Source organism: Mesorhizobium sp. M0698 (assembly GCF_040320455.1).
Lineage (GTDB): Bacteria > Pseudomonadota > Alphaproteobacteria > Rhizobiales > Rhizobiaceae > Mesorhizobium.
Genome location: NZ_JAMYPQ010000004.1, coordinates 368056 through 393208, shown reverse-complemented (window position 1 = coordinate 393208; position 25153 = coordinate 368056). Strand labels below are relative to the sequence as shown.

General features: G+C 63.5%; 20 protein-coding genes. 4 read left to right on the top strand and 16 right to left on the bottom strand.

What is annotated here, in order from left to right; translation table 11 throughout:
- Positions 1 to 7: 7 nt before the first annotated feature.
- From NKI16_RS12185 to murA, 4 genes are all read right to left on the bottom strand, one after another.
- The gene (locus NKI16_RS12185) at positions 8 to 1528 is read right to left on the bottom strand and encodes an ABC transporter substrate-binding protein (RefSeq protein ID WP_352569323.1); all 1521 of its coding nucleotides are present in this window, start codon (positions 1526 to 1528) and stop codon (positions 8 to 10) included.
- A gap of 99 nt (positions 1529 to 1627) precedes the next feature.
- Positions 1628 to 2551, bottom strand: a complete 924-nt coding sequence (gene murQ / locus NKI16_RS12180; RefSeq protein ID WP_352455307.1) for an N-acetylmuramic acid 6-phosphate etherase — start codon at positions 2549 to 2551, stop codon at positions 1628 to 1630.
- A gap of 185 nt (positions 2552 to 2736) precedes the next feature.
- Positions 2737 to 3627, bottom strand: coding sequence for a glucosamine kinase nucleotide-binding domain-containing protein (locus tag NKI16_RS12175; RefSeq protein ID WP_352455258.1), 891 nt, complete (start codon positions 3625 to 3627; stop codon positions 2737 to 2739).
- A complete protein-coding gene (gene murA / locus NKI16_RS12170; RefSeq protein WP_352575540.1) occupies positions 3624 to 4880 on the bottom strand; it encodes a UDP-N-acetylglucosamine 1-carboxyvinyltransferase in 1257 nt (418 codons plus the stop codon). The genes NKI16_RS12175 and murA overlap by 4 nt, the downstream gene beginning before the upstream one ends.
- A 186-nt stretch (positions 4881 to 5066) precedes the next feature.
- Here murA and NKI16_RS12165 point away from each other — a divergent pair, with 186 nt between their 5' ends.
- From NKI16_RS12165 to NKI16_RS12155, 3 genes are all read left to right on the top strand, one after another.
- Entirely contained in the window at positions 5067 to 5915 is an 849-nt protein-coding gene (locus NKI16_RS12165) for a MurR/RpiR family transcriptional regulator (RefSeq protein ID WP_352575542.1), read from the top strand.
- A gap of 238 nt (positions 5916 to 6153) precedes the next feature.
- Complete coding sequence (locus NKI16_RS12160; protein ID WP_352575544.1) at positions 6154 to 7263, top strand: carbohydrate kinase; 1110 nt, start codon at positions 6154 to 6156, stop codon at positions 7261 to 7263.
- A gap of 12 nt (positions 7264 to 7275) precedes the next feature.
- Entirely contained in the window at positions 7276 to 8205 is a 930-nt protein-coding gene (locus tag NKI16_RS12155) for a pseudouridine-5'-phosphate glycosidase (RefSeq protein ID WP_352691214.1), read from the top strand.
- Between the two features lie 35 nt (positions 8206 to 8240).
- Here the strand turns inward: NKI16_RS12155 and NKI16_RS12150 are convergent, their stop codons facing one another.
- The 12 genes from NKI16_RS12150 to NKI16_RS12095 form a co-directional block, all read right to left on the bottom strand.
- A complete protein-coding gene (locus tag NKI16_RS12150) occupies positions 8241 to 9641 on the bottom strand; it encodes an FAD-binding oxidoreductase (protein WP_023676040.1) in 1401 nt (466 codons plus the stop codon).
- A gap of 183 nt (positions 9642 to 9824) precedes the next feature.
- Positions 9825 to 11081, bottom strand: a complete 1257-nt coding sequence (locus tag NKI16_RS12145; protein WP_023676039.1) for a VWA domain-containing protein — start codon at positions 11079 to 11081, stop codon at positions 9825 to 9827.
- Entirely contained in the window at positions 11074 to 13332 is a 2259-nt protein-coding gene (locus NKI16_RS12140; RefSeq protein WP_352796138.1) for a DUF5682 family protein, read from the bottom strand. Before NKI16_RS12140 ends, NKI16_RS12145 begins: the two co-directional genes overlap by 8 nt.
- Before the next feature lie 4 nt (positions 13333 to 13336).
- Entirely contained in the window at positions 13337 to 14416 is a 1080-nt protein-coding gene (locus NKI16_RS12135) for an ATP-binding protein (RefSeq protein ID WP_352922799.1), read from the bottom strand.
- Positions 14417 to 14436: 20 nt separating this feature from the next.
- On the bottom strand, positions 14437 to 15561 hold the full coding sequence (locus NKI16_RS12130; protein ID WP_352569333.1) for a DUF5691 domain-containing protein: 1125 nt from the start codon (positions 15559 to 15561) through the stop codon (positions 14437 to 14439).
- 305 nt (positions 15562 to 15866) lie between these two features.
- Positions 15867 to 17267, bottom strand: a complete 1401-nt coding sequence (locus tag NKI16_RS12125) for an SWIM zinc finger family protein (protein WP_023676035.1) — start codon at positions 17265 to 17267, stop codon at positions 15867 to 15869.
- A gap of 192 nt (positions 17268 to 17459) precedes the next feature.
- The gene (locus NKI16_RS12120) at positions 17460 to 18740 is read right to left on the bottom strand and encodes an amylo-alpha-1,6-glucosidase (RefSeq protein ID WP_023676034.1); all 1281 of its coding nucleotides are present in this window, start codon (positions 18738 to 18740) and stop codon (positions 17460 to 17462) included.
- Positions 18741 to 18772: 32 nt separating this feature from the next.
- The gene (locus NKI16_RS12115; protein ID WP_023676033.1) at positions 18773 to 19813 is read right to left on the bottom strand and encodes an ABC transporter ATP-binding protein; all 1041 of its coding nucleotides are present in this window, start codon (positions 19811 to 19813) and stop codon (positions 18773 to 18775) included.
- A gap of 21 nt (positions 19814 to 19834) precedes the next feature.
- Positions 19835 to 20677 carry a carbohydrate ABC transporter permease gene (locus tag NKI16_RS12110; RefSeq protein ID WP_023676032.1) on the bottom strand — a complete coding sequence of 281 codons (843 nt, stop codon included), beginning with the start codon at positions 20675 to 20677 and terminating at the stop codon, positions 19835 to 19837.
- Complete coding sequence (locus NKI16_RS12105; RefSeq protein WP_023676031.1) at positions 20674 to 21519, bottom strand: carbohydrate ABC transporter permease; 846 nt, start codon at positions 21517 to 21519, stop codon at positions 20674 to 20676. The genes NKI16_RS12110 and NKI16_RS12105 overlap by 4 nt, the downstream gene beginning before the upstream one ends.
- Before the next feature lie 77 nt (positions 21520 to 21596).
- On the bottom strand, positions 21597 to 22865 hold the full coding sequence (locus NKI16_RS12100; RefSeq protein ID WP_352569334.1) for an ABC transporter substrate-binding protein: 1269 nt from the start codon (positions 22863 to 22865) through the stop codon (positions 21597 to 21599).
- 36 nt (positions 22866 to 22901) lie between these two features.
- The gene (locus NKI16_RS12095; RefSeq protein ID WP_352569335.1) at positions 22902 to 23945 is read right to left on the bottom strand and encodes a LacI family DNA-binding transcriptional regulator; all 1044 of its coding nucleotides are present in this window, start codon (positions 23943 to 23945) and stop codon (positions 22902 to 22904) included.
- 228 nt (positions 23946 to 24173) lie between these two features.
- Between NKI16_RS12095 and NKI16_RS12090 the strand changes: the two genes are divergently transcribed.
- A complete protein-coding gene (locus tag NKI16_RS12090) occupies positions 24174 to 25148 on the top strand; it encodes a sugar-binding transcriptional regulator (protein WP_352569336.1) in 975 nt (324 codons plus the stop codon).
- The last annotated feature ends 5 nt before the right edge of the window (positions 25149 to 25153 follow it).

The following is a 25153-nucleotide window of genomic DNA, read 5'->3' as shown; positions in this document are numbered from 1 at the left end:
AAAGCAGCTACTGGATCGTCACCTTGGCGAGGCTGAACAGCGAGCCTGTCGGCACCGGTTCGAATCCTGCGATATTCTTCTGCTGTGCCGTGTAGCTGTAGGACGTGTAGAGCCAGATCCAGGGCGACATCTCAGTGATGTGCTTCTCGAAGTCGGCGAAGATCGCTTTGCGCGCTGCCGGGTCGGTCTCGGTGCGGCCCTTCTGCATAAGACTGTCCAGCGTGTCGTCGATATAGTTCGCCACCTTCTGCAGATTGCCCGTCTTGGTCCAGTAGCGGTTGTACATAGTGTAGGGATCGGCCCTGCCGCCGTTCAGCGCGACGGCCATGTCGAAATCGCCCTTCAGCCAGGCGTCGACATAGACGTTGAGCTCCATCATCTTGATGTCGAGCTTGACGCCGATTTCTGCGAGCTGCGACTGGATGACCTGGGCTTCCGCCGCTGCCGTCGGCGGCTCGCCGGTGGCGCCGATCACGGTCGCCGAAAAGCCGTCGGCATAGCCGGCTTCGGCCATCAACTGCTTGGCCTTCTCAATGTCGCGCTTATAGCAGAACAACTGCTTCGGATCGGTCGCCAGTGCCGGGATGGTCAGCGGGCCGGTGACCTTGCCTTCGCCGAGCGAGGCGGTGTCCAGCACTTCCTGCCGGTCGATGGCGCAGGAAATCGCCTGACGCACCTTGAGTTCGGTCATCGGCTTGCGGGAGGGATTGAGCTGCAGCACGTGATAGGCAAGCACCGGCACGCGGTTCAACTGCAGGCTGGCTTCCTTGGGCACCAGCGTGGCGACAAGCGGATCGTTGAGCAGGGCAAAATCGATCTGCTTGGTGCGCATCGCCGCCAGGATCGCCGTCTCGTCCGGCAGCACGCTGATATCGATGCCGTCGACGCCGGTCGCGCCGCCTGCCCAGTCCTTGTTGGCGACAAGCACTTCCTTGGAATTCGGATCCCATTTTTCGAGCTTGAACGGACCCGAGCCGATCGTTGTCGTGCCGATCGAGCCGGCCGCGATTTCGCTTGCCGGGACGATCGCCGCATTGACGTCGCTCATCGCCGTCAGGATCGGCACGTCCGGCTGCGAGAGGTGGAACACGACGGTGGCGGGATCGGGCGTGTCGATGCTGGCGATCGAGAGAAAGTTGGCGCGCGCCGCAGCACCCGTCTTCTCGTCAAGTATGCGCTCGAACGATGCCTTGACGTCGGCCGAGGTTACGGCGGCGCCGTTCTGGAATTTTGCTTTCAGATTGAGCTTGAAGCTCAGCTCCTTGCCGTCCGGCGAGAACTGCCATGAATCGGCAATCGCGGGCGTGATTTGCAGGTTTGCGTCGAGCCGCACCAGCGGTTCGTAGATCAGCTCCAGCAGCCGCAGTGAGGAGAATGCCGTCTGCTTGTGCGGATCAAGACCGGTGGCGTCCTGCGACCACGCCATATGCAGCGTCGCCGCACTCGCCTGCACCGGTAGCGCGGCGATGCCAACCATTGCCGCGAGCGTCATGCCGGAAAGCAGTTTCTTGCCAATGTGCCGTACCATTGTCGTCTCCCATTATTGTTAAACCAGATGCCTTGCAGTTCCCCGGACCGCTTCAAAGGGACACACGCCCCGGAACATCGGCCCAGTATCCATGCGGTCTTACACCGTCTTTTCGCCTATCGCCTTGCGCAGGAAACCTCCCGCGTTGGCAAGCGCCTTACGTGCTTCTTCGACACCCATGCCGGTGATCGTCACCAGGATTGCCAGTTTTACATCATTGCCGGTCTGGTCGAGTGCCTGTCGTGCCTGCTGTGCCGCGCAGCCGGTCGTCTGCATCACGATCCTGACCGCCCTTGCGACAAGCTTCTTGTTGCTTGGATTGAGGTCAACCATCAGGTTCTGATAGCTCTTGCCGATGCGGATCATGCTGGCGGTAGACAGCATATTGAGCACCAGCTTTTGCGCGGTTCCCGATTTCAGCCGGGTCGAGCCGGTGAGGACCTCCGGGCCAACCACCGGAGAGATGCCAATATCGGCAATGCCCGCAATGGTCGATCGAGGATTGCAGGACAACGCCACGGTGGTGGCTCCCACTTCCTTGGCATAGGTCAGGCCACCGATGACATAAGGTGTGCGTCCGCTGACAGCGATGCCGACCACCACGTCGCCAGCGGTCAGCTTGATGTCCTGCAGCGCCTTTATTCCCTGTTTCGGATCGTCCTCAGCGCCTTCCGCAGAGTGCACCAGCGCGTCGACGCCGCCGGCGATCAGGCCCACCACCATGTCCTCGGGTACGCCGAAGGTCGGCGGACATTCCGAGGCGTCGAGGACGCCGAGCCGGCCGCTGGTGCCAGCCCCCATATAGACAAGGCGTGCACCGTTCTGGAACGCGCTCACGATCCGGTCCACGGCCGCAGCAATATCGGGGATGACCTTCTCGACGGCCGCCGCAACGCCTTTGTCCTCGTCATTGATCTTGCGCAGCACCTCGAGGGTCGGCAACAGATCGATGTCCATGGTTTTCGGGTTCCGGTCCTCGGAAACCAGCCGCTCCAGCTCCGACATCAACCCTTGTTCGACCACTTCGCTTACTTTCAAGTGCGACTGCGAGCAGGACTGTGATGCCCGCGGCAAGCGGCGTCCAGTGCCTGCACCTGGCCGTCGGCTCCGTACCGGCTGCGCCGGTTCTGTTTCGTTAACTTTTTAGAATTCGATATTCCCTCTGTCAACAGAAAGTAGGAATATTATATTCCTTGCCGAGCAAGGCATCACTGGCGGCAGAGGGATTTTCTGGCCAGGATTATGGCTCCCGAAACCGCATCGCCGTCGGCCGGCTTCAGCCGTCGGCGGACGTCGGGAGCGAGCCATGGCTCAAGCGGGCTGGACAACCCTCCGAGCAACGTAACCCGCGGCGCGCCTTTTTCAAACAGCACCCGCACGAAGGTGTCGATCTGCTCGGCAGCGCCTTGCACGATCCGCCGACCGGCCGGATCGCCCTGGTCGGCATGGCGGATCACCATCGGCGCCATGGCGGCATAGTCCGTCGCGCTGGCGCGGTCCATCCAGGCCACCGCCTCGAATGGATCGTCCTTGAAGCGCTGCATCACCTCGGCCAGCAGCGCCGTCCGCTCATGCCGGCCGTCATGGGCTCGCAAGGCAAGCTGCACTGCCTTCAGTCCGAGATCGGCGCCGCTGCCCTCGTCGGAAATCGGAAAACCGTAGCCGCCGACGCGCAGGTCGCGTCCTTCGACAAAGCCGAGCCCGATCGAACCGGTCCCGGCTATGACGATGGCGCCGTCTTGACCCGAATGCGCGCCAAGGCAAGCCGCGACGCCGTCGCTGAGGAAGTCGATGCTCGCAAAGGGTTGTTCGATGCCATGAAACGCCTCGAGCGCACCCTTACGGCCGATGCCGGCAACACCGATACCCGCGCGGATACTGGCGATTTCCGCCGCCGCGAACCCTGCCTCTTCGATCGCCGCGCCAAAGGCTTTGGCAATCGAGGCCCAGGCCACCTCTATACCGAGTCGCGTTGTCGCCGGGCCCGACAGGCCTTGCCCGAGCACGGTTCCTGCCTCGTCTTCGATACGCGCCCGGCAGCCGGTTCCGCCGCCATCGACGCCCAGGAAATAATGCGGAGACGCCCCACCGGCACTCATTGCCTTATTCGTTCGATCTGGGCGCCGCACAGCCGGAGCTTGCGGTCCAACTGCTCGTACCCGCGGTCGAGATGATAGACGCGATTGATCGTCGTCTCGCCCTCCGACACCAGCGCTGCCAGCACCAGTGAGACGGAGGCGCGCAGGTCGGTCGCCATCACTTGCGCGCCCTTCAGCTTCTCGCCTCCGCGCACCAGCGCCATGGTGCCTTGCAGCTTGATATTGGCGCCGAGCCGCATCAGTTCAGGCACATGCATGAAGCGGTTCTCGAAGATCGTCTCGCGCAACAGCGAAGCGCCCTCGGCACAGCACATCAACGCCATGAACTGCGCCTGGAGATCGGTCGGAAAGCCCGGATAGGGCTCCGTCGTCACGTCGACCGCCTTGAGCGGCCCGTCTCTCGATACGATCAGCCCGCGGTCGCCCGGCCATATTTTCACACCGGCTGCTTCGAGCAGCTGGACGACGGATGCCATGTGCTCGAGCCGCGCGTGGGTCAGCTCGAGCTGACCGCCGGTGATGGCCGCTGCGACGGCATAGGTGCCGGCCTCTATCCGGTCCGGGATGATGTCGTGCGTGGCGGCGCGCCAGTCTGTGCTGCCCCCGATCAGGATGCGGTGCGTGCCGGCGCCCTCGATCCGCGCGCCCATGTCGTTCAGGCAGGCGGCAAGATCGGCCACCTCCGGCTCGCGGGCCGCGTTGAGGATCTCGGTCTCGCCGTTTGCCGTCGTCGCCGCCATCATCGCCGTTTCGGTCGCGCCGACCGACGGCGAGCTCAAAACGATGCGCGCGCCTTTCAGTCCGCCCGGCGCAGACGCGACGATCAGTCCGTTTTCGATCGCGATATCGGCGCCAAGTGCGGCAAGTGCGGCGACATGCATGTCGACCGGCCGTGCGCCGATCGCGCAGCCGCCAGGCAGCGAGACCCGGGCATGGCCGAAGCGGGCAAGCAGTGGACCGAGAACCAGCACCGTCGCGCGCATGCGCCTGACGGTATCGTAGCTTGTCTCCCTGGAAGCGGCAGCACTGGTATCGATTGTGGCGGCATGCGCCGATCTGGTGACTTCGGCCCCATGAAGGCCGACGACGCCAAGCATGTTGTCGACATCCGTCACCTCAGGCAGGTTGGTCAGCTGCAGCGGATAGGGGCTGAGCAACGCCGCCGCTATTTGCGGCAAGGCCGCGTTCTTGGCGCCGGAGATCGTCACCGCGCCCTCAAGCCTGTGCCCGCCGACGATCCGCAATTTGTCCATGGCTCTGACCTAATCCCGAGCTGTCGGCGAGTCTACGATCTTTCATGTCCGAATCGTCGACATGCCCGAAGGCTGGGCCGCAACCGCACCAGTCGAGATTTGATGGTTCATTCTTGGCTGTCAATCAGAGACGGAATAATTTATTCCTTGGCTTGGCATTGTCGATGACAGGCAATGGAGGAACGCATGTCCGTCCTGAAGAAGATCGAGGCCAAGCTCGAAGTCATGGCGCCCGGCGACCGCGAGATCGGTCGGTATATCGTCGATAATCCCGACCAGATGCTCCGCCTGTCGACGGCGGCGCTTGCCGCCGAGATCGGCCGCAGCCAGTCGAGCGTCGTCAAGTTCAGCCAGAAGCTCGGCTATTCCAGCTATCAGGAGCTTAAGCTCGCCGTCAGTGAGGCAAAGTCGCAGGAATGGCACGTGCCGGCCGGCATGATCCACGGTTCGATCGAGGTCGACGACAGCTATCTGGTCATCTTGCGCAAGCTGATCGGCAGCAAGCTCTTGTCGATGCAACAGACCGTCGCGGCCAACACCGAGCAGGAAATCGGCAAGGCCCTCGAAGCGTTGAACGGTGCGCGCCGCATTCATTTGGCCGGCGTCGGCGCATCCTCGCTGGTGGCGCGCGATTTTTCCTACAAGCTGATGAAGCTCGGCCGCAACGTGCTGCACGACAGCGACAGCCATGTGCAAATGGCCAATGTCTCGACGCTTGGACGAGGTGACGTGCTGTTCGCGCTCTCCTATTCCGGGGCGAGCATCGAAACCCTGCGGATAGCTGAACTTGCCCGCAAACGTGGCACCACCGTTATCGCCGTCACCGGACTTCGCGACAATCCGCTGAACCGGGTTGCCGACATTCGCCTCCACACGATCGCCGATGAAGAGCGCGCGCGCTCGTCATCGATAACTGCGCGTGATGCACAACTGACGCTGACCGACCTGCTGTTCATCCTGCTCGTGCAGAAGCAGCCTGACGCCAACGAATACGTCCACAACAGCGAATTGGCCGTCTCAGTGCTGAAGGCTTAGCGCTCTTCGCCGTCTCGCGTTAAGGCCTCAGTTCCTCCCTGGCGCTGCACGCCGACAAGAGCAACTTTCGGCCTCCTTGGTGAAATAGCTTTCTTCAATGTGCTCACCCGCTTTCTTCGTCCGGCTGGCAGAGAGTCGCGGGAGCGCCGATTGGTCAAATGCCGCCGGTCGAAACAAATGTTGACAATGTCATCTGTTGTTGCGAAAGCGTTCAGCCTCGAATTTGACGGCCGAGACAATGGACGACCTTGGAGCACAGGAACAAGCGGTTCTCGACCTCATTGAGGCGAACCCATTCGCCGGCCAGCAGGACATAGCAACGGTACTCGGCATCGCCCGCTCGACGGTCGCGGCCCACATCGTGCAACTCGTCAACAAGGGATACATTCTCGGCCGTGGTTACGTCTTGCCGACGTCCAAGCGCATGGTCTGCGTCGGCGGCGCGGTGCTCGACCGCAAATACCACGCCAAGAAGGATCTGATTTTCGAGACGTCGAACCCGGTCGACGGCTATCGCAGCTTCGGCGGGGTTGCCCGCAACGTCGCCGAAAACCTTGCCCGCCTCGGCGTCGACATAAGCTTCGTCTCGATCGTCGGCGACGATGAAACCGGCCGCTCACTGGTGCGGCATCTGCGCGACCTCGGCGCCGATGTCAGCCAGGTCATCACCACCACGGAACGGCCGACGGCGGAATACGCGGCCATCCTCGACCGCAACAACGACCTCGTGCTCGGCATTGCCGACATGGAGATCTTCGATCTGTTTTCGTCGTCCTATCTTGACCGCTTCTGGCCGCATCTGGCTTCGGCGACATGGGTGTTCATCGACTGCAATCTGCCGGCCGCGACCCTCGCAGCACTGATGTCGCGCAAGCAGGGTGCGCGCTTCAAGCTCGCAGTCGACACGGTATCGGCGCCGAAATCAGCGCGCCTGCCGAAGGACCTGACCGGCATCGATCTTCTGTTCACCAATCATGACGAGGCCAATACGATGCTCGGCATGACGGATGCCGACAGGCGGCTGACGCCGGAGGAAGCAGCGGCAGCGCTGCGCGCGGCCGGCGCCGGCGAGGTGATCGTGACCGTGGGCGCGCATGGATTTGCCGTTGCGACCGAGAGCGGTGTGACGACCATGCACTCCGTCCCGGCCCAGCCCGTCGATATCACCGGCGCCGGTGACGCGATGATCGCCGGCACACTGTACAAGGTGCTTTCGGGTGAGCCGGTCGCTCATGCCGTGCGCACCGGCGCGCTGCTTGCCACACTGACCACCGAGAGCGAATCCAGCGTCCATCCCGATCTGTCGCCGCGCTTCCTTGCCGCCGGCATGTACCGCATTCCTGCCTGAAAGCGAGATGATATGAAACCTTTCCTTGTCCACCTGAACGATGAAGTCGCTGCTGCGCTTGATGAAGGCCGCGCGGTGGTGGCATTGGAATCGACGATTATCACCCACGGCATGCCATATCCGGCCAATCTGGAAACTGCCCGTGGTGTCGAGACCGTAGTGCGTGAAAACGGCGCCGTGCCCGCCACGATCGCAGTGGTCGCCGGCAAGATCAAGGTTGGCCTCGACGACCGTGAACTGGAAGAGCTGGCAGCGGCAAAGGGCGTGGTCAAGGCTTCCGGGCGCGATCTCGCCGCCATCATGGTGCGCGGCGGCTCGGCCGGAACCACCGTCTCGGCGACGATGCGGATCGCCGCTTTAGCCGGGATCGGCATTTTTGCGACCGGCGGCGTGGGCGGCGTGCATCGCGGCGCCGAAGCCACTTTCGATATCTCCGCCGACCTGACCGAACTCGGCCAAACCGGCACGACCGTCGTCTGCGCCGGAGTTAAGTCGATCCTCGATATTGCGAAGACGCTGGAATACCTGGAGACCCAGCGTGTGCCGGTGATCGCATACCGGAGCGACGATTTTCCGGCCTTCTACACCCGCTCCAGCGGGCTCAAGGCCGATCATCGCCTCGACACGCCCGACGAGATCGCGCGAGCCATGCTGCTGCATGACGAGATGGAATCCGGCACCGGCATTCTCGTCGCCAACCCTATCCCCGAAGCGGACGCGCTCGATCCGGCGTTCATCGACGGCACGATCGCAGCGGCCGTGGCTGAGGCCGAGAAGCGCGGCATCGGGCGCAAGGAACTAACGCCATTTCTGCTCGCACGCATCAATGAGCTTTCGCAAGGCCGCAGCCTGAAGGCCAACATCGCGCTGGTCCGCAACAACGCCGCGCTTGCTGCCCGCATTGCGGTTGCGCATGCGGAATTGAAGAGCGCGACCAGATAGAGACAGTATCCGGCCAGCGCTACCGGCCTTCGATTTCAGCCCGGCGCCAGGTCGAAGATGCGCCCGGCATTGAGGATGTTGTTCGGGTCGAAGGCTGCTTTCAGGCGGCGCATGGCCGCGATCTCGGCGTCGCTGCGCACAAGGTGCAGCCATTCCTTCTTGTCGAGGCCGATGCCATGTTCGGCCGAAACGCCACCGCCGGCGGTGGCAACACCGCGGTACACGATGCCGTATGCGGCCGCCGGATCCGCGGTGCGGACCTGATAATGCAGATTGCCATCGCCGAGATGGCCGAAGACGTAGATGTCGGCGCCAGGGTCGACGGCCCTGATGGCGGCTTCTGTTTCGCCCAGGAAAGTCGCCATTCTCGCCAGTGGGATGCTGATATCGACGCCGATCAGGCCTGCCATCGAAAACAGGAAACGGTTGGCCTCTTCTCGCACCGCCCAGAGCGCCCGGAATTCGCGCGGCGATTGCGAGACGACCACGTCGTCGATCACGCCATCTTCAACCGCCTGCATCAGCACCGCGGCAAAACGTTCGCCGTCGCGGTCGGGCTCGCTGCCCTGTATCTCGGCAAGCACATAGACGGGCGAGCCGGCGGGCAGCGGCGCCGGCGCCTCCATGCCGGCGATCATGGCGCCATAGAGCGGTGCGAAATTCACCTCATAGGCCGACAGCAAGGGCCCGAGCTTCCGCCTGAGCAGCGCAAGCAACGTGATCGCCGCGTCGAGCGAAGCAAGCGCGCAGAAGGCGTTGATCTCGGTGGCCGGCTTCGGATGCAGCCGCAGGCATGCGCGTGTGACCACGCCGAGCGTGCCTTCGCTGCCGATGAACAATTGGCTGAGATCGTAGCCGGAGTTGTCCTTCGCCAAACCCTTGAGCGAGGTCAGAATACTGCCGTCGGCAAGCACCGCTTCCAGCCCAAGCACCTGCGCCCGGTACATGCCGTAGCGCAGCACACGGATGCCGCCGGCATTGGTGGCGACATTGCCACCGACGGTGGCCGTGCCGCGCGCTCCGATGTCGACGCCGAACAGCAAGCCGGCCGCATCGGCGGCTTCCTGCACCGCTTGCAGCGGCGCGCCGGCCTCGGCGATGATGGTCGCCGCCTCGCGGTCGAGAGCTTCAACGGAAGTCATGCGCTCCAGCGACAGCACAGCTTCGCCGGGTTGGATGCGAGCGCCGCTGGCAAGCCCGGTCCGGCCCCCCTGGACCACAAGCCTCTGCCCCGCCTCATTGCACAGGCGCAGTATGTCCGACACCTCGCCGGCAGTGCGCGGTCGCAGCACGACCTCCGGCCGCGCACCGGTCTTGCCGTCGGGGTCTTCCCTGTAACGCGGCCCGGCCTCATCTGCCGAGACGATCGCCGACCGATCCAGCCGACCCTCAAGTCGCGACAGAAGTTCGGCGGTTCGCGAGGAGAGGGCGCTCACGGATGCTATTGGCGCGCAGATATCGATGCAACGCACGCGAAGACCGCTGAGGATTGCAGGAGCGGCTTGACGCGAATTTCGCTGGAAAGAAAACATGCGGAAAACCCGCCAAAAATGCAGTCGGTTGCTGTCGCCATGCACCGCTCCTGTAACAGGTCGACCATAGGCGCGGACCGCGTTTTGTCAAACTGTGGCAGTTGGTGATGGGTGGCTCGACGCCTGCGTTTCGGCGCGGACCACCTTGATGTCGGCGCCTGCCGCCCATGCTCCGATATCGTCGCGGCGTAAGGCCGCAGCCATCATGTCCGGAAACAGATCCGGCGTGCAGGCGAAGACGGGAATACCAAGGGCTGCTACCGAGCCTGCCATTGTTGGATCGTAGCCGGGCCGGCCTTGATCGGTCAGCGCCAGAAGCACGACGACATTTACGCCGGATCGAACCAGCGCTGCCAGTCGCCGCAGCAGTTCCTGGCCATTACCGCCTTCATAGAGATCGGTGATCAGCACCAGATGCGACTTGGTGGGCCGTTCGATACGGTCGGCGCAATAGGCGACCGCCTGATTGATGTCGGTGCCGCCGCCAAGCTGCACGCCGAACAGCACCTCGACGGGATCGCTGAGCTCTTCGGTCAGGTCGACGATCACCGTATCGAAGCAGACAAGCTTGGTGCGCACAACCGGCAGCGAGGCCATCACAGCCGCGAAGATCGAGGCGTAGACCACCGAGCTTGCCATCGAGCCGGACTGGTCGACGCAGAGAACGACCTCATCCAGATCGACAAGCCGGCGCTGCTTGCGCATGAAGCCGACCAGTTTCTCCGGCACGATGGTCCTATGCTCGGGTTGATAGTGGCGAAGGTTCGCCGAAATAGTGCGCTGCCAGTCGATATCGCGTGCACGCGGGCGGTTGGTGCGTCTCGATCGATCGAGAGCGCCGCGTATCGCCTCGGCGGTCTTCTGCTCCAGCTTCTGCATCAGCTTGCCGACGATATCGGCAATGATCGTCCGGGCAATGTCCTTGGTCTTGGCCGGCATGACCGAGCGCAGCGAAATCAGGTCGGCGACGAGATTGACGTCCGCCTCGATCGCCTTGAGGAATTCCGGTTCCATCAGCATCTGCTTCAGGTCCAGCCGTTCGAAGGCGTCCTTCTGGACGATCTGGACGACCTGCGCCGGAAAGAAGGAGCGGATGTCGCTCATCCATTGTGCAACGCGCGGCGCCGACCGGCCAAGGCCGCCACGCCGCTTGCGTGGGTCGGCAGAAGCGGCGCTAATGCCGTCGCCGTAGAGAGCGTCGAGTGCCGCCGAAAGCCGTTTGTCGTCGCTGGAAAGTGCCCCAGACGTTTCGTCATCGGCGCCGATCGCCAGTCGCCAGCGGCGCTCCCTTCCGCCATCGGCAGTGAGCGGGCCGGGTTCGTTCATTTCGGCCTCGTCATCCATTGCCGGTTTCTCCGTTGAGCAATGGTCCAAGCAGCCCCAGGTGCCGGCGCCATGCCTCGCCGCCATCCGGCGTCGGCGTCAGGCCAGCCGGCAAGCGCGCGGCGCGGCCGAGGACCGCTTCGATCAGCCGGCGGCGTTCCATGCGATCCAGATTGGAAAAGACGCGGCGCAGCAACGGCAGGTGCGCGATGAAAGCATCTTCGTCCAGGGATCTGAGCCACCCATCGACCGCACCGCGCAGACCCTCGTCATAAATCAGCCGTTGACCGGCTGTGCTGAAGAAGCCTTCGAAGAACCCGGCCGCGTCAGTGACAGGCGTCCCCGGTGACAGGCGTCGCCCGAGCAGCCCGGCAGCGGCTTCGGCGGACAGGCGACCAGCTTCATACAGCAGGTGTGCGGCGCACCCGGCCAGCAGCGCCGTCGACCGTGACGCCTCCAGTACGGCCGCCAGCCCGTTGCGCCATCCGTCCAGCACGTCTTGGCCGGGTTCGACCAGCCTGATCGCCTCATCGGCCTTGCGCATCGCACCAACCAGTGTCGCGGCGGCCTGCTCATCCAGATCGCGCGCAGCGTAGGGAAGCGCGATCGCACCTTCGACGATCAGCCGCTCCATGAGGCCGGACAGCCGGTCCGTTTGCGTTTTGCGGGCCTCGCCGTAGCGGACAATGTCGGCGAGCGGCGGCACCGACGCCAGGATCTCCAGGCATTCACTGCTGCGCGCCGCGCGTGCCTCCAACGCCGTGAGGCCGGCAGTCGATGCTTCCGACAGGCCTGCAGTGATGGCGCTCTGGACCAGTGCCGCAAGCGTATCGAGCGTCGCCGCCGTTTCGATCATCTGGATCAGGCGGCCATTGGCAGCCTTTTCGATGGTCGGCCCGTAGATCAGGTTCTCGACCAGACGAACGGCATATTCCGGTTCCCACGCTAGGGTCCACCGCTCGCGGAAGGTGCCACGGCTGCGACCGGCATCGGTCAGTCTGCCCCAATGCACACCAAGCACGTGCAGCCGATGCAGCAATGTCGAGCGAAACAGCCCGCTCTCGCTTCGCAGGTCGACCGACAGTTCCCGCTCCAGCGCCTCGGGTTTTAGGCGCGCCGCCTTTTGGCTACGCTGCAGATCCTCGATCAGTGGCGCCAGCGGTGTGTCGGGCGGAATTTCGCCGACGTCCGAACCCAGAAGCAGCTCGGCCTCGACCAGCCCCCACAGCAACGCTTCGCCGTTGAAGAGGGCGGCGATCGCGGCGTCGCGCAATTCCTCAAATCCGGGTTTCGGTCGTTCGCGAATCGCGGCTAGCGTCCGGGCGAGCCGCTCCGCTTCGATCAACGAAGCGGTCGAGATCAGGTGACCCTTCGCCCGCAGCACGGCGGCGATCGTCGCAAGCCACAGGGTCGCCGCATCGCGCCGGCCGCGCGTGCGCCAGAGATGCTTGCACCAGCCCGGTGCGACGACGCCCGCGCCATAGCCGTATCCCCGCGCCAGGCGCGGTCCCGTCCACGGTGCCCATGTCATTGTGCTCTTGCGCCGGGCAATTCCCTTGATCAGGACCTGATCGTTTTTCTGAGTGTGGGTGGCCTGCAGCGCCGGCACATGCCATGCCCCGCAGACGACGGCGATCGGCCCGTCGAACTGCTTACGCGCCTTGGCGATTTCGAGCCGCATATGCGCCTCGCGCTTGGCTTCGAACTGCGCGATCGGACCCTCACCATTCCGCAGTGTCGTCATCGCATCGGCGATGGCCGCAAATATGGGGCCGGGTTCCGGGTTCTGTTCAATGATGTCCGACCACCAGCTTTCGCCGTCCTCATAACCGGCGGCGTGTGCCAGCATGGCTATCGGATCACGCGGAAGCGGAGCCGCGTCACCATCCTCGGGGGCTTGGGTAGCTTCGGTCGCATCGGTGTCCTCCGCGCCACCGATCGCAGCAGTGGTGAACCGTGCCGATGACGGCAGGTCGATAAACTGCAACGTCGCCTTATTGCCCACAGCCCAAAGCGCCGCCTGGTATTCGGGCGAGAACTCGGCAAAAGGCCAGAAGCTTGTCGAAGCCGGATCGTCCTCCGGATAGCAAAGGAGCGCCACAGGCGGCTGCATTTCGGGGCGGGCCAGCATGGGCAGAAGCTCAGAGGCGTCGATCGGCCCCTCGATCAGCACGGCGACCGGGTTCAAATCCTTCAGTGCCTGCACCAGGCTGTCGGCGGAACCCGGCCCGTGATGGCGTATCCCGAAATAGGCAATGTCGCCGTGGCCCATGGCGTCAGATCGCTGCGTTCAGCGCCGCGTAATAGCCGGCATAGTCGGCCCGCTTCTTGAGCACGGTTTCCAGATATTCCTCCAGCACCACCTTGTCCTGTACCGGATCCTTCACGATCGCGCCGACAAGGCTGGCGGCGAGACCTTCGGCGCCGAGCTTGCCACTGTCGAACCACGCCGCCTGGCTGAGCCCGCCAACCATCGTGGCGATCGCTTCTGCGGTCGACAGCGAGCCGGAAGGCGTCTTCAGCGTCACCTTGCCGTCGGCAGTCGCGCCGGAGCGCAATTCGCGGAAAATGGTCAGCACACGGGCGATCTCCTCGCCGACATTTTTCGGCACCGGCAGGTCGAGTCCGCCAGCCATCTCGTCGACCCGTTTGGAGACGATCGCCACCTCTTCGGCCATGTCTTCCGGCAATGGCAGCACCACGACATTGAAGCGACGCTTGAGCGCCGAGGAGAGCTCGTTGACACCTTTGTCGCGGTTGTTTGCCGTGGCGATAATGTTGAAGCCGCGCTGGGCGTAGATCGAGGTGTTCAATTCCGGGATAGGCATCATCTTTTCGGAAAGCACGGTGATCAGCGTGTCCTGCACGTCTGAGCCCATGCGGGTCAGTTCCTCCAGCCGGCAGAGCTTGCCGTTCTGCATGGCTCGGTAGAGCGGCGTCGGCACCAACGCTTCCTGGCTCGGGCCCTTTGCCAGTAGCTGCGCATAGTTCCAGCCATAGCGGATCTGGTTCTCGTCGGTGCCGGCCGTGCACTGCACGATCAGCGTCGAGTCGCCCATGATGGCGGCGGCAAGATGTTCAGACACCCAGGACTTGGCGGTTCCGGGAACGCCGAGCAGCAAGAGTGCACGGTCGGTGGCGAGCGTCGCTACCGCGGTTTCCATCAACCGGCGGCGACCGACATATTTTGGCGTTACCAAGGTGCCGTCACCGGCCTTCCCGCCTAGCAAATAGGTCAGCACAGCCTGTGGCGACAGGCTCCAGCCGGCAGGCCTCTGCCGGTCGTCATCGCGCGCCAGCGCCTGCAATTCCGAAGCGTAGGCCTGCTCGACCGGGACGCGGATGGCTGCGTTCATTTTGCTGTTCTCCGGATTGGTCATGTGTTGCTTCCAGGCCCCGCCAGTGATGCATTGAGACGTAGAAGCCCGAGTGAAGGAGCCGCGGGCGGCACGCCCGCCGCGACCATGTCGTCGATCAATTTCGCTGCCGTGGTCGCGGTGGCAAGGAAGCCGATCGTCTCCAGTACATCGTCGAGACCCCGCCGCGCGGCGTCGTCTTTTCCGCCGGCGGCGGAACGCAGTGCGGCGAGCGCCTGTCCATTCGTCAGGTCGTCCCATTCCAGCCAGTCGACATCGATGCCTTCCGCCAGGTTGATCATGCCAAGATAAGTTGTCTCCTTGAGGATCAGCCTGATGAGGACACGCTTTCTGCGGCTGTCCAGGCGCGGCATGAGGTGAAGCACGAACAGCGCCGGTTTGCCGCCTTCGGCGATAAGTGTATCCGCCATCTGCGTAAGGGCGGCTTCGCTCCCTGAGGCGGCGACCATTCGTGCGATCAGGATGTCGGCTTTATTGTCGGCACCGAATTGCCAGCCTCCTATGAATTCGGCTTCCGTAGTGTTGAACCGTTCGGCAACCTCGACGAGGTTGCATATCTCGAACAGTTCGGCGCGGCGTTGCTCCTGCGCTTGGGATTTTAGTTTTGCTGGAGTGTAGATCGTCCGGCGGCGGATGAAGCCCGATCTGCCTTCAGTGATAAAGGCGGCGAGTTCGGCTACGGGATCGTCCGGTCCACCGTCGCTCGGGCGAACGTGCTCTCCTAATCTTGCCAGCAGCCGGCCAGCCAGTTCGCGCACCTTGCCGGACCTGTCGGCGGAAAGGCTTTTCAGGAAAGGCACGTCCTCGGCACTCAGGCCGAAGCGCATAAGCTCGACCAGCGCAAGTCTGACTTCCGCCGGTTCGCCCGACGCCTTGGCTTCGATCAACATTCGAGCCGATGTCGGGTCAGTACGGCGCATATCGGCAAGGGCCAAGCGTCGCGCGGCGGGATAGAACTCATCCCAGTTTTCCGCAGTCAGTTTCTCTTGTGGGGCAAGCCTTTCCCCGTTCATGCTTGCTTGCCAGTCTACCCATGGTGCGTAGACGTCAGGGCTGTTCTGATCCGAGGGCATCCAGTCCATGGGATGGAGCACAAAGCCGCGGCTGGCGACGAGCGCCGCCACGCGTGCCTTTCGCCTCGCGTCGGCGGCGTGCTTCAGAGCGGCTCTCAACAACGGCCGAAATCGTGCCGGCAGAATGGGCAGGGCAAGTCTGGGCAGCGGCGGACGACGCTTGAGTGTCGTCGGCGCGGCCGGCCGCAGCGCGACGTCGAGCGCTTGTGCTGCGATTGCCAGGAGCCGGCGCTCCTGTTCGTCGGGACTTGCACCGCCGGCGATTGCCTTCCATCCGGCCGGAGCCAGATCGAACGTAGCACCGCCGGTGATCCAGCAATCGCGCATTGCCGCCAGGCCTGTTTGCTCGCTTTCGTTCACGCCAGATCAAGCCTCCCGAACTCGCTTTGCGCCGCCAGAAGCTCAAGCCGGGCGCCGTTCCAGAGCGCTGCCGTGGCTGCAAGGTCGAGGCCGAGCAAGGTTTGATCTACCGCGCCGGCGATCGGCAAGGCGATCCCCTGCGGTTCATCCTCCGCCTGCCACCATGCCGTGCCCCGATCGTCGAGCAGGATAGCACCGGGCGGCAGCATGAGGGGACAATCGGCGATCCAGGGCGCGGCGTCCTGATGGGAAGCATGCGTGGCGAGCGGATCCTTCGCGGTGCCAAAAGCAAAATCGGGCCACGCGCCGGGCACAACCTCCCCCATGCGCTCCACCACGAGGGCGCGGAGCGGCAGGCGTGATGGATAAAACACCAGTCGGGCATTGAAACGGTCGCCTGGTGCAAAAGCGTTGGACCGGCGCCCGGCCGAAGCCGGGAAAAAGTCGAGCAGCACGGCAAATTGCGGGGTGGCGCTTTTCAAATCGAGCAGCCAGGTCGAATGGCTGACCAGACCATCGCGGCGGCTCTCGATCTTCTCGCCGAGAACTTCCCAGAGGCTTTCAACCTGTCTTGCATCCGGACTGCTGAGAACCTGTTCGCGGGGTTCCGACGTTGATACGAGGCGCTTCAGCTCGGGGTCGTCGGGCTCCGACCGCCACGCCTTGGCCAGCAGCACGAGCTTGCCGAGCTCGCGGATTGCCGCATCAGACCGTTCCTCGCTGCGCAGCGCCATCAGCCGCGACGGAATCTCGTCGATACGGCCGGCGAGCGCGGCTGCCTTCATATCGACCAGCCGCGCAGCAATCCGCCGGCAACGGTCGCTGCTGGCGTCGACAAACCCGGACAGACCGAGCCGTAACTGGTCGGCAATCCACTGGTCAAGCTCATCGAGCCCAGCCGACACTGCTTCTCGTGTGCTTTCCGCCCGCTTGCGCTGCGCCGCCTCGCGACGCTCCAGCGCCGCGATGTCTTCAATGGCGGTGCTCTCGTCGGCTTGTGAGGCTTCGCCGATGCGCTTGGCTTCCGCACCGGGTACCGGTTGCGCCGGCTGTGGCGTTGTCTTCCTGCGTCGGCCAAGCCAGTCATTCACCCATTCCGGCGTGGTATTGGCAGCGGCAAAACTGGCTGGCGCGGTGGCGGCAATCCACATCAGGGCCAGAGTGTGCTTGCATGGGAATTTGCGCGAAGGGCAGGTGCATTTGTAGCCGTGATCACCCGTGTCGACCACCACTCGATAAGGATTGGAGCCGGAGCCCTGGCATTCGCCCCAGATGAGCGCCTGCTGCTCATGCTTTTCGAGCCGCGGCCAGTTCGTTCGTTTGGTGAGCTTGGAGGCGGCGCTCAGCGACGCCTGATCGGGAGCAAGCGCCTCAATGGTTTTCAGATCGAATTCCAAGCCGCGCTTCTCCCCGCCCCGACGCAGTATAGATAGCGGTTTGTGAAGAATTATTATAGCTCTGGCATGGTGAAGATTGGCATGCCTTGGCCCTGTTTTGATGGGCCGGGACATGCCTCAGACGCAAATGGGGTCGACTGTTATTCGGCAGACAGAACGGGCTTTGGTAGCCGGCGGCCTAGGCGGAAGCGTTCAGGCTCTGCCCTTCAGGAACTCGATCACCATTGCCGCGGTCCAGGTGAAGCGATTGCCGCCGAGCGGCTCGCCGCTGAGGGGATCGTAATATTCGGCAAAACCGCTCTCGGCGATCAGCTCGAGACTGGATTGCGTGATCCGTTGTGCGATTTGGCTGTGGCCGGCGGCGGCAAGGCCGTCGGCGATCATGTAGTTGACCACCAGCCAGACCGGGCCGCGCCAGTAGCGCTTTGGGTCGAAGCGCCCATCCTCAGGATCGTGCGACGGGACGATGTAACGCGCTTTGCCGGCGATGCGCTCGATCGTTGCAGCGATGGTCGCTGCCCGGCTTTCCGGGATGGCCGAAAATACCGACAGAATGCCGCCGACCGACGCGCTGTCAACATGCTTTCCGGCCACTCGGTCGAAACAAATGTACTGGCCATGCGCGTCGCTCCACAGCCGTTCCATTGCCGAAAGCCCCTTTTCGGCACGGGCGCGATTGGCTTCTGCGATTTCGGTTTCGCCAAGTGCCTCGGCGAGATCGGCAAGGTCGGCGGCGGAACGGATCAGGATGGCGTTGAAGCCGGGATCGACGACCTGGAATGGCGAGGCATCGTGCAGCCGGGCATTATCCCAGCCAAGCCCGCGGAAATGCTGCAACAGCCAGACATAGCGGTCATACTGTGCCTTGGTTGGACGATGCGCCGGATCGGCGTGCAGGATGTCGCGGCGGGTGTAGGGCTCGACGCCTTCGGTCGGCACGCGCTCGAACGCCTCGTCCCAGTCGATCGAGTTGTCGCGGCCGGACTCCCATGGGTGGATTATGGCGACCAGCCCTTCGCCGTCCGGGTCGCGATTTTCGTAGAACCAGCGGTGCCAGGCATCGATTTTCGGCAACAGCGCGCGGGCGCGATCGGCCGCCAGGGCCTTGTCCTTGGCCTGGTCGAACAAGCGGCGCACGGCAAAGCCGGCGACCGCCGGCTGGGTGATGCCGGAGGTGGCAGTCGGGCGGTTGGTTCGCCAGACCTCCGGCCCGGGGAAATAGCCGTCGCTCCAGACATGGAAGACGATGTGCGGCACCATGCCGTCTGGCCATTGGTGGGCGAACAGCGTGTCGATCTCGGTCCAGGCGCGCGCCTCGTCATAGTGGGCAAGGCCGAGCGCGGTCAGGCAGGAATCCCAGTTCCACTGAAACGGGTAGAGCCCCTTGGTCGGTATGGTATAGGTGCCTTGGTCATTTTCCCTGAGCACCTCGACGGCGCGGGCGATGGTTTCGTCGACAGCAAGAGATATCATCGGGGCGTTCGTACTTTCAGAATCGAAGGGGATCAAAGGGCGTTGGTGGTTTCGGGATCGAACCAGCGGACGCGATCGGGTTTGGGCGAAAGCCGCAAGTGATCGCCGACGGCGACCGTGGCATTCGATTCGAGGATGGCGCGGAACAGGCCGCCCTCGACGTCGCAGGTGACCAGCGTGTGCGGTCCGAGCGGCTCGACAACGCGCACGGTGGCGTTAATACCTTCGTTGCCGGCGTCCACATCCTCGGGGCGAATGGCGAATTCTATCGTCTGCTTGTCCGATTTGGGGCCGGGCAGCGTCAGCCCGGCGACGGTCCAACTGCCGTCGGCCGTCTTCGTCGCCGGGATGAAATTCATCGGCGGGTTGCCGATGAAGGAGCCGACGAAGCGGGCCGCCGGATTGCGGTAGACCTCTACCGGCGAGGCGGCCTGGACGATACGGCCCTGATGCATGACGGCGATGCGGTCGGCGAGGCTCATCGCCTCGACCTGGTCGTGGGTAACGTAGATGGTGGTGGTCTTGGACGCCGCGAGCACACCTTTGAGCTCGGCGCGCATTTCGAGCCGCAGCAGCGCGTCTAGGTTGGACAGCGGCTCGTCCATCAAGATCACGTCAGGCTCCATCGCCAGGGCCCGGGCCACAGCCACGCGTTGGCGCTGACCGCCGGAAAGCTGGCCCGAATAGCGCTTCAAAAGCTGTTCGATATGCATGAGCTCGGCGGTGCGGTTGACGCGCCCGTCGACCTCCTGCTGCGGCAGCTTCTTCATGCGCAGGCCGAAGGCGATATTCTCGAATACCGTCAGGTGCGGAAACACGGCGTAATTCTGGAACACCATAGCGATGCCGCGTTCGCGCGGCGGCAGATGGTCGACGCGACGGCCGCCGATCCAGACCTCGCCCTGGCTTGGCGTTTCCAGCCCGGCGACGATCCTCAGCAGCGTGGTCTTGCCGCAACCCGAGGCGCCAAGCAGCACCATGAATTCCTGGTCGGCGATGGTCAGGTCGATCGAATGCAGCGCTGTGAAGCCGCCGAAACGTTTTGCCACCTGCTTGATGACGATCTCAGCCATCGGCGTTCTCTTTTGTGCGCGTCATCGGTTGGCGATCCCCCACATGGCGAACAGATATTTGCGAACGGCGAAGATGAAGATCAGCGCCGGAATGACCAGTGCCGCGCCACCGGCAAATTTGAGGTAGAGCGGCGATTCGCCGAGGCTCTGCAACAGGAAGGCAGTCAGCGTCCGGTTCTCTATGGTGAGCACTGCGGCAGCAAACACCTCGTTCCAGGAGATGGTGAAGGCAAACACCGCCGACGCCGCGATGCCCGGCAGCGCCAGCGGCAGAATGACTTTTCGGAATGCCTGCAATCTCGTGCAGCCGAGCGTCCAGGCCGCCTCCTCCAGCTCGACGGGAATGCCGGAGAACAGCGAGAAGGTGATCAGCACCGCAAACGGCAGCGCCAGCGTGGTGTGGACCAGCGCCAGCCCGATCGCGGTGTCGTCGAGGCCGGTGCGGATGAACATCACCGCCAGCGGCAGCGCCAGCAGCGGCAGCGGGAAGGCGCGGGTCATCAGCACAAGGAAACGGAACGTTTCCTTGCCCGGGAATTCGAAGCGCGACAGCGCGTAGCCCGCGGGTGCGCCGAAGCCGATCGAGAGGAGCATCGTCAGCGTGGCGACGAGAACGGAGTTCCACAGCGCCTTGGCGACGCCGGCGAAATTGATGAAGAAAGAAAGGCTGCCGAAATCGAATGACGGGAAGAAGCGCTTGGGAAAGGCGGTCACCTCTTCCGGCGACGACAGCGCGTTGACGATCAACAGATAGATCGGCAGCAGCACCCAGACGCAAAGCAGGATGACCGTTGCGACCAGCAACCAGTTGCCGGCTTTGCGGGCCTCAGGCGCGGCGATCGAGAGCTCCGCGACAGTGCTCATATGCGAGTCTCCTTCGGCACACGCAGCACCCGCAGGAAGAACAGCGTGAAGCCGATCGAGATGGCGAGGATGAACAGCGCCATGGCGGCGGCGACATTGTGGTCCTGCAGCGTGAACTGCCAATTGTAGGTCTCGCCCATCAGCACCGGCAGATTGGTGCCGCCGAGTGCTGCAACCACGGCAAAGACCTCAAAGGCAAGGATGACGCGCAGGATGATCGAGGTCTGCAGGCTTGGGCGCAGCAGAGGCAGCGTGATCTTGATGAAGCGCTTCCACGGGCTAGCGCCAAAGACCTCCGCCGCCTCGTAGTATTCCCGGGGGATCAGCCCCATGCCGGCGACCAGAATGACCATCATGATGGCGGTCGCGCGCCAGATCTCAGCCAGCGCCACGGCGATGAAGATCGTCAGCTTGCTCTGGTAGCCGAGGAACATAACCGGCCTGTCGATGACGCCGAGATTGGAGAGCAAGGTGTTCAGGAAGCCGGACTGGTCGAAGATGGCGAGCCAGATCAGCCCGGCGGCGAGATCGGAGATGCCGAGCGGAATAGCGAAGATGTAAAGCGCAGCGCTGCGCCCGGTTTCAAGCCGCGACACCACCGTTGCCATCAGCAGCGCCATCACCAGTTGGATCGGCACGACGATGGCGCTCAGCAGCAGCGTATTGCGGACAGTGACCGGAAACTTCCAGCTGCCCGCCATGGTACGGAAATTGTCGAGCGTAAAGCCGCCGTCGCGGGTGAACGCCTCGAAGGCGACCAACACGAACGGGTAAAGGAAAAAGACACAGAGGAACAGCGTCGCCGGCGTCAGCAGCAGATAGGGCAGGGCCTTGCTGTGCATGGAGCGCTCTCTCTATTCGAAGCTTCAAAAGGGGTGGGCGCCCGGCGCGCTGGAAATCCGGACGCCCGGGAGGATTCTTAATCGACCGGGCAGGCGCCTTGCGAGGGCTTGTCGGGCGCCCAGCATGGCGCCTTCGCCTGGTCGATGATCGCCTTCAGCGCCGTCGCCTGTTCGTCGAGCACGCCGTGCACATCCTCGCCGCCGAGCACGATGCGCTCGAAGCTGTCGGTGTAGACCTGGTTGAACTTGCCGCCGAGGCCGCCAAGTCCCATCGGCAGCAGCGCCGGCAACGCATCGGGAGCTCCGGTCATGGTGGCGATCACTGGGCTGAAGGCCTTCACCGAGGCCGGCATGTCGTCGGGCAGCTTGACGTCGACGATGGGGAAGAAGTTTGTCGCCTTCACCGTCGCGATCTGGGTTTCCGGTTTCAGCATATAGGCGACCAGCGCCTTGGCCTTGTCCATGTCAGGCGAGGTCTTCGGGATAGCGACACCGGCCACCACCGACATGTAGCCGCGGCCTGCCGGGCCAGCCGGCGCCGGGAAGGCGACAAACTCGTCGGGTTTCTGGTTGAAGGCGTCGGCGAGGCGCGCCACGTGATCGAATGCCACCCAGACTTCGCCGGTCAGCAGCGGCTCCTGCATGAAGGCATAGTTGGTCGAATTCGGGTTGGTGTATTGCCACAATTCCTTGAACTTATTCCACGCCGTCTCGGCCTCCGCCGAGCGGAACTTCGTCACCATCGAGCCGGTATACGATGGAAGGAGAAAACCCTCGAAGAAACGGTGCTTCAGCCCTTTCGGGCCGGCCGGAAAACCGAATTTGGGCGAACCGGTCTTTTCAGCGATGTTTTTCGCCCACTCGATCAGTTGGTCATAAGTGATGGTGTTGAGATCGGTGCCGGCCGGCAGATATTGCAGCGCCTGTTTGTTGGCCGCCATCAGAAAGGTGGCCTGCATCCATGGCAGGTACTTCTGCTCGCCGGTGCCGAGCATGCCGAGCTTCTTGTAGGTCTCGTTGACCTTGACGCCACCGAGATCGACGCCAGAGAGATCGACAAGGTTCGCGCCGACGGTGGAGAAGTCTCCGTGCAGGCCGCCGAGCACGCCTATGGTGCCGGAGCCGGCCTGCAGTTCGGCCTGAAGGCGGGTGAGCCAGGGCCCGTCCTCGGCGACCTGATAGTCGACCTGGCCGTCAAACCCCTTCAGCACTTCGCTGCGCATCTTCTGTGTCTCTTCCACTGGTCGCGCCTGTGTCGACCAGAACAACACCTGCTGGGCTTGTGCTGCGCCGGCAGCAAGCGACAACGCCAGCACCGCACCTGCCAATGTCCTCAACGCATTCATCGTCGTCTTCCTCCCTGGTTGTGCGCCGCTAAGGCGTCAGTTCCGTCCTGTGGGTGCCGGGCCATGGCTTGCCCGCGAGACAAGTGTCGGCCGGACCAGCCGCGTCAGTGGCGCGTCCGGCCTGTCGCCGATTACGGTCAGCAGCATCTCGCCGATCTCGCGCGCGCACCGGCGGATCGAGGCGTCGAAAGTGGTCAGCCCCGGCGGCGCATAGGCGGAGGCGGCTATGTTGTCGAAGCCGATCACCGAAAGGTCGCGAGGAATGGCAAGTCCGGCGCGCCCCGCCTCTTCCATCACAGTCAGCGCCAGCTCGTCGAACAGCGCGACAATCGCCGTCGGCCGCTCGGTGGCGTGCAGAAGCCGGTTGATTGCCTGGATGCGGGCACCGCGATCGAAACGCGGCGCCGTCGCCACATCGAGCCTGACGGACGGATCGCCCCGGCGGGCGATCGCGGCGGCGAGCCCGTCCTGTCTGAGATGGCGAAATGTCATCGGCTCGGAAATCGTCACCAGGCCGAAATGGCGGTGTCCGAGATCGTAGAGCATGTCGAAGGCCTCGCCGAATGCGTGCGCGCCATCGGTATCGAGCCAATGGTAGGCAAAGTCGCCGTCGAGCAGCCGGCCATGCGCGACGAACGGGAAATTGCGGTGACGCAGATAGGCAAGCCGCTCGTCGACCTCGGCGATGCGGGTGACGACGACCCCATCGGCGCGTCCGGATTCGACGACATGGCGAAGCACGGAAAGTTCCGACTGGCCTTGCGCCGCTGCGGCCAGGATCAGGTCGGAGCCGTGCGAAACCAACCCTTCGCCGAGCCCGGTGACGAATTCGCCGAGGAAGGAATCGACCAGATTGGGGCCGCGGATCGGAAGCACCATGCCGACAAAGCCGCTGCGGCCGGAGACCAGCGTGCGGGCTGCGGTGTTCGGCACATAGCCGGCCTGATGCGCAGCCTCGGCGACACGTTGGCGCGTTTTCAAGGCAATTTGCTCGTGACCGGCAAGGGCGCGCGAAACGGTGGTAATCGACAGGCCGAGCTGCGCAGCAAGTTCCTTGAGGGTGGTAACGCGGGCCGGCATCGTTCCTCCCGAACGAAGTTTGAAACGTTTGTAATCACTTCAAGCGAAATTGCAAACGTTTTAAATGGTGCGCGGTCGGTGTTGTTTCTTGCCCGTTGGTTAGCGCGGCCCCTATTCGGCCCCGGCCGGCAAGCTCCTGGCCGGAGATTTAAACGCAGCGGTTGCTTGACTCGGGCGACGCCTTGTGAAAAATTTTGCAGCAACTGATAAAAATATCAAAGGGCGGAAATGGTTGGTTTTGGCAACGGCCTGCTGCGCGACGATGAGACCGGCATGGCAGCCCGTGCCGCCTGGCTTCACTATGCCGGCGGCCTGACCCAGTCGGAAGTCGCCAAACGGCTTGGCCTGACCAGTCTCAAGGCGCATCGCCTGATCACCAAGGCCAATCAGGAAGGCCTGGTCAAAGTCTACATCGACGGCGAAGTCTCCGAATGCGTGCAGCTTGAGGATGAGTTGTCCGGCCGGTACGGCCTCGACTACTGCGAGGTGGTTCCGGACTTCGATGCCGAAGACCTGCCGCTCAAGGCGCTCGGCATTGCTGGCGCGCAGTTTCTCAAGCGCGAGATCGAACGCGGCGAAGAGGCGCTGATCGGCGTCGGCCACGGCCGCACGCTTGCCGCCTGCGTGGAATATCTGCCGCGCATATCGGCCGGCAGGATCCGTTTCGTCTCGCTGCTTGGCGGCCTGACGCGCAAGTTCTCGGCCAATCCGCATGACGTCATCCACCGCGTCGCCGAGCGGACTGGTGCGGAGGCCTATGTGATGCCCGTACCGATGTTCGCCAACACGGTCGAGGATCGAACAGTGTTGCTCGGGCAGAAAGGCGTCAGCGATGTCTTCGACCTCGCCAAGTCCGCCGACTTGCTCATCGCCGGCATCGGCACCGCCGAACGTGAGGCCTCGCTTGTCGCCACCGGTATGATCGAGAAGGGCGAGATGGAGGAGATCCGCCGCAACGGCGGTGTCGGCGAACTGCTCGGCCATTTCTTCGACGATGCCGGAAAGGCCGTTGCGACGACGCTTTCCGACCGGGCGCTGGCACTGGCGCGCGAAGACATCAGCAACCGCAGGATTGTCGCCGTCGCCGGCGGCAAGGTGAAGGTTCGCGCCATCAAGTCAGTGCTGGAGGGCCGTTATCTCAAAGGCCTGATAACCGACGAGCGGACGGCGCGATCGCTCGTGGAACAGACGCCGGTCGGGTAGCCGGC

Bases quoted from the DNA above. Each gene is read 5' to 3' on its own strand.
- NKI16_RS12110 (WP_023676032.1), bottom strand. From the start codon at position 20,677: ATGAGCACTGTCGCGGAGCTCTCGATCGCCGCGCCTGAGGCCCGCAAA.
- NKI16_RS12090 (WP_352569336.1), top strand. From the start codon at position 24,174: ATGGTTGGTTTTGGCAACGGCCTGCTGCGCGACGATGAGACCGGCATG.
- NKI16_RS12105 (WP_023676031.1), bottom strand. From the start codon at position 21,519: ATGCACAGCAAGGCCCTGCCCTATCTGCTGCTGACGCCGGCGACGCTG.
- NKI16_RS12095 (WP_352569335.1), bottom strand. From the start codon at position 23,945: ATGCCGGCCCGCGTTACCACCCTCAAGGAACTTGCTGCGCAGCTCGGC.
- NKI16_RS12165 (WP_352575542.1), top strand. From the start codon at position 5,067: ATGTCCGTCCTGAAGAAGATCGAGGCCAAGCTCGAAGTCATGGCGCCC.
- NKI16_RS12120 (WP_023676034.1), bottom strand. From the start codon at position 18,740: ATGATATCTCTTGCTGTCGACGAAACCATCGCCCGCGCCGTCGAGGTG.
- NKI16_RS12145 (WP_023676039.1), bottom strand. From the start codon at position 11,081: ATGGATGACGAGGCCGAAATGAACGAACCCGGCCCGCTCACTGCCGAT.
- NKI16_RS12155 (WP_352691214.1), top strand. From the start codon at position 7,276: ATGAAACCTTTCCTTGTCCACCTGAACGATGAAGTCGCTGCTGCGCTT.
- NKI16_RS12160 (WP_352575544.1), top strand. From the start codon at position 6,154: ATGGACGACCTTGGAGCACAGGAACAAGCGGTTCTCGACCTCATTGAG.
- NKI16_RS12185 (WP_352569323.1), bottom strand. From the start codon at position 1,528: ATGGTACGGCACATTGGCAAGAAACTGCTTTCCGGCATGACGCTCGCG.
- murA (WP_352575540.1), bottom strand. From the start codon at position 4,880: ATGGACAAATTGCGGATCGTCGGCGGGCACAGGCTTGAGGGCGCGGTG.
- NKI16_RS12175 (WP_352455258.1), bottom strand. From the start codon at position 3,627: ATGAGTGCCGGTGGGGCGTCTCCGCATTATTTCCTGGGCGTCGATGGC.
- NKI16_RS12100 (WP_352569334.1), bottom strand. From the start codon at position 22,865: ATGAATGCGTTGAGGACATTGGCAGGTGCGGTGCTGGCGTTGTCGCTT.
- NKI16_RS12135 (WP_352922799.1), bottom strand. From the start codon at position 14,416: ATGAACGCAGCCATCCGCGTCCCGGTCGAGCAGGCCTACGCTTCGGAA.
- NKI16_RS12140 (WP_352796138.1), bottom strand. From the start codon at position 13,332: ATGGGCCACGGCGACATTGCCTATTTCGGGATACGCCATCACGGGCCG.
- NKI16_RS12115 (WP_023676033.1), bottom strand. From the start codon at position 19,813: ATGGCTGAGATCGTCATCAAGCAGGTGGCAAAACGTTTCGGCGGCTTC.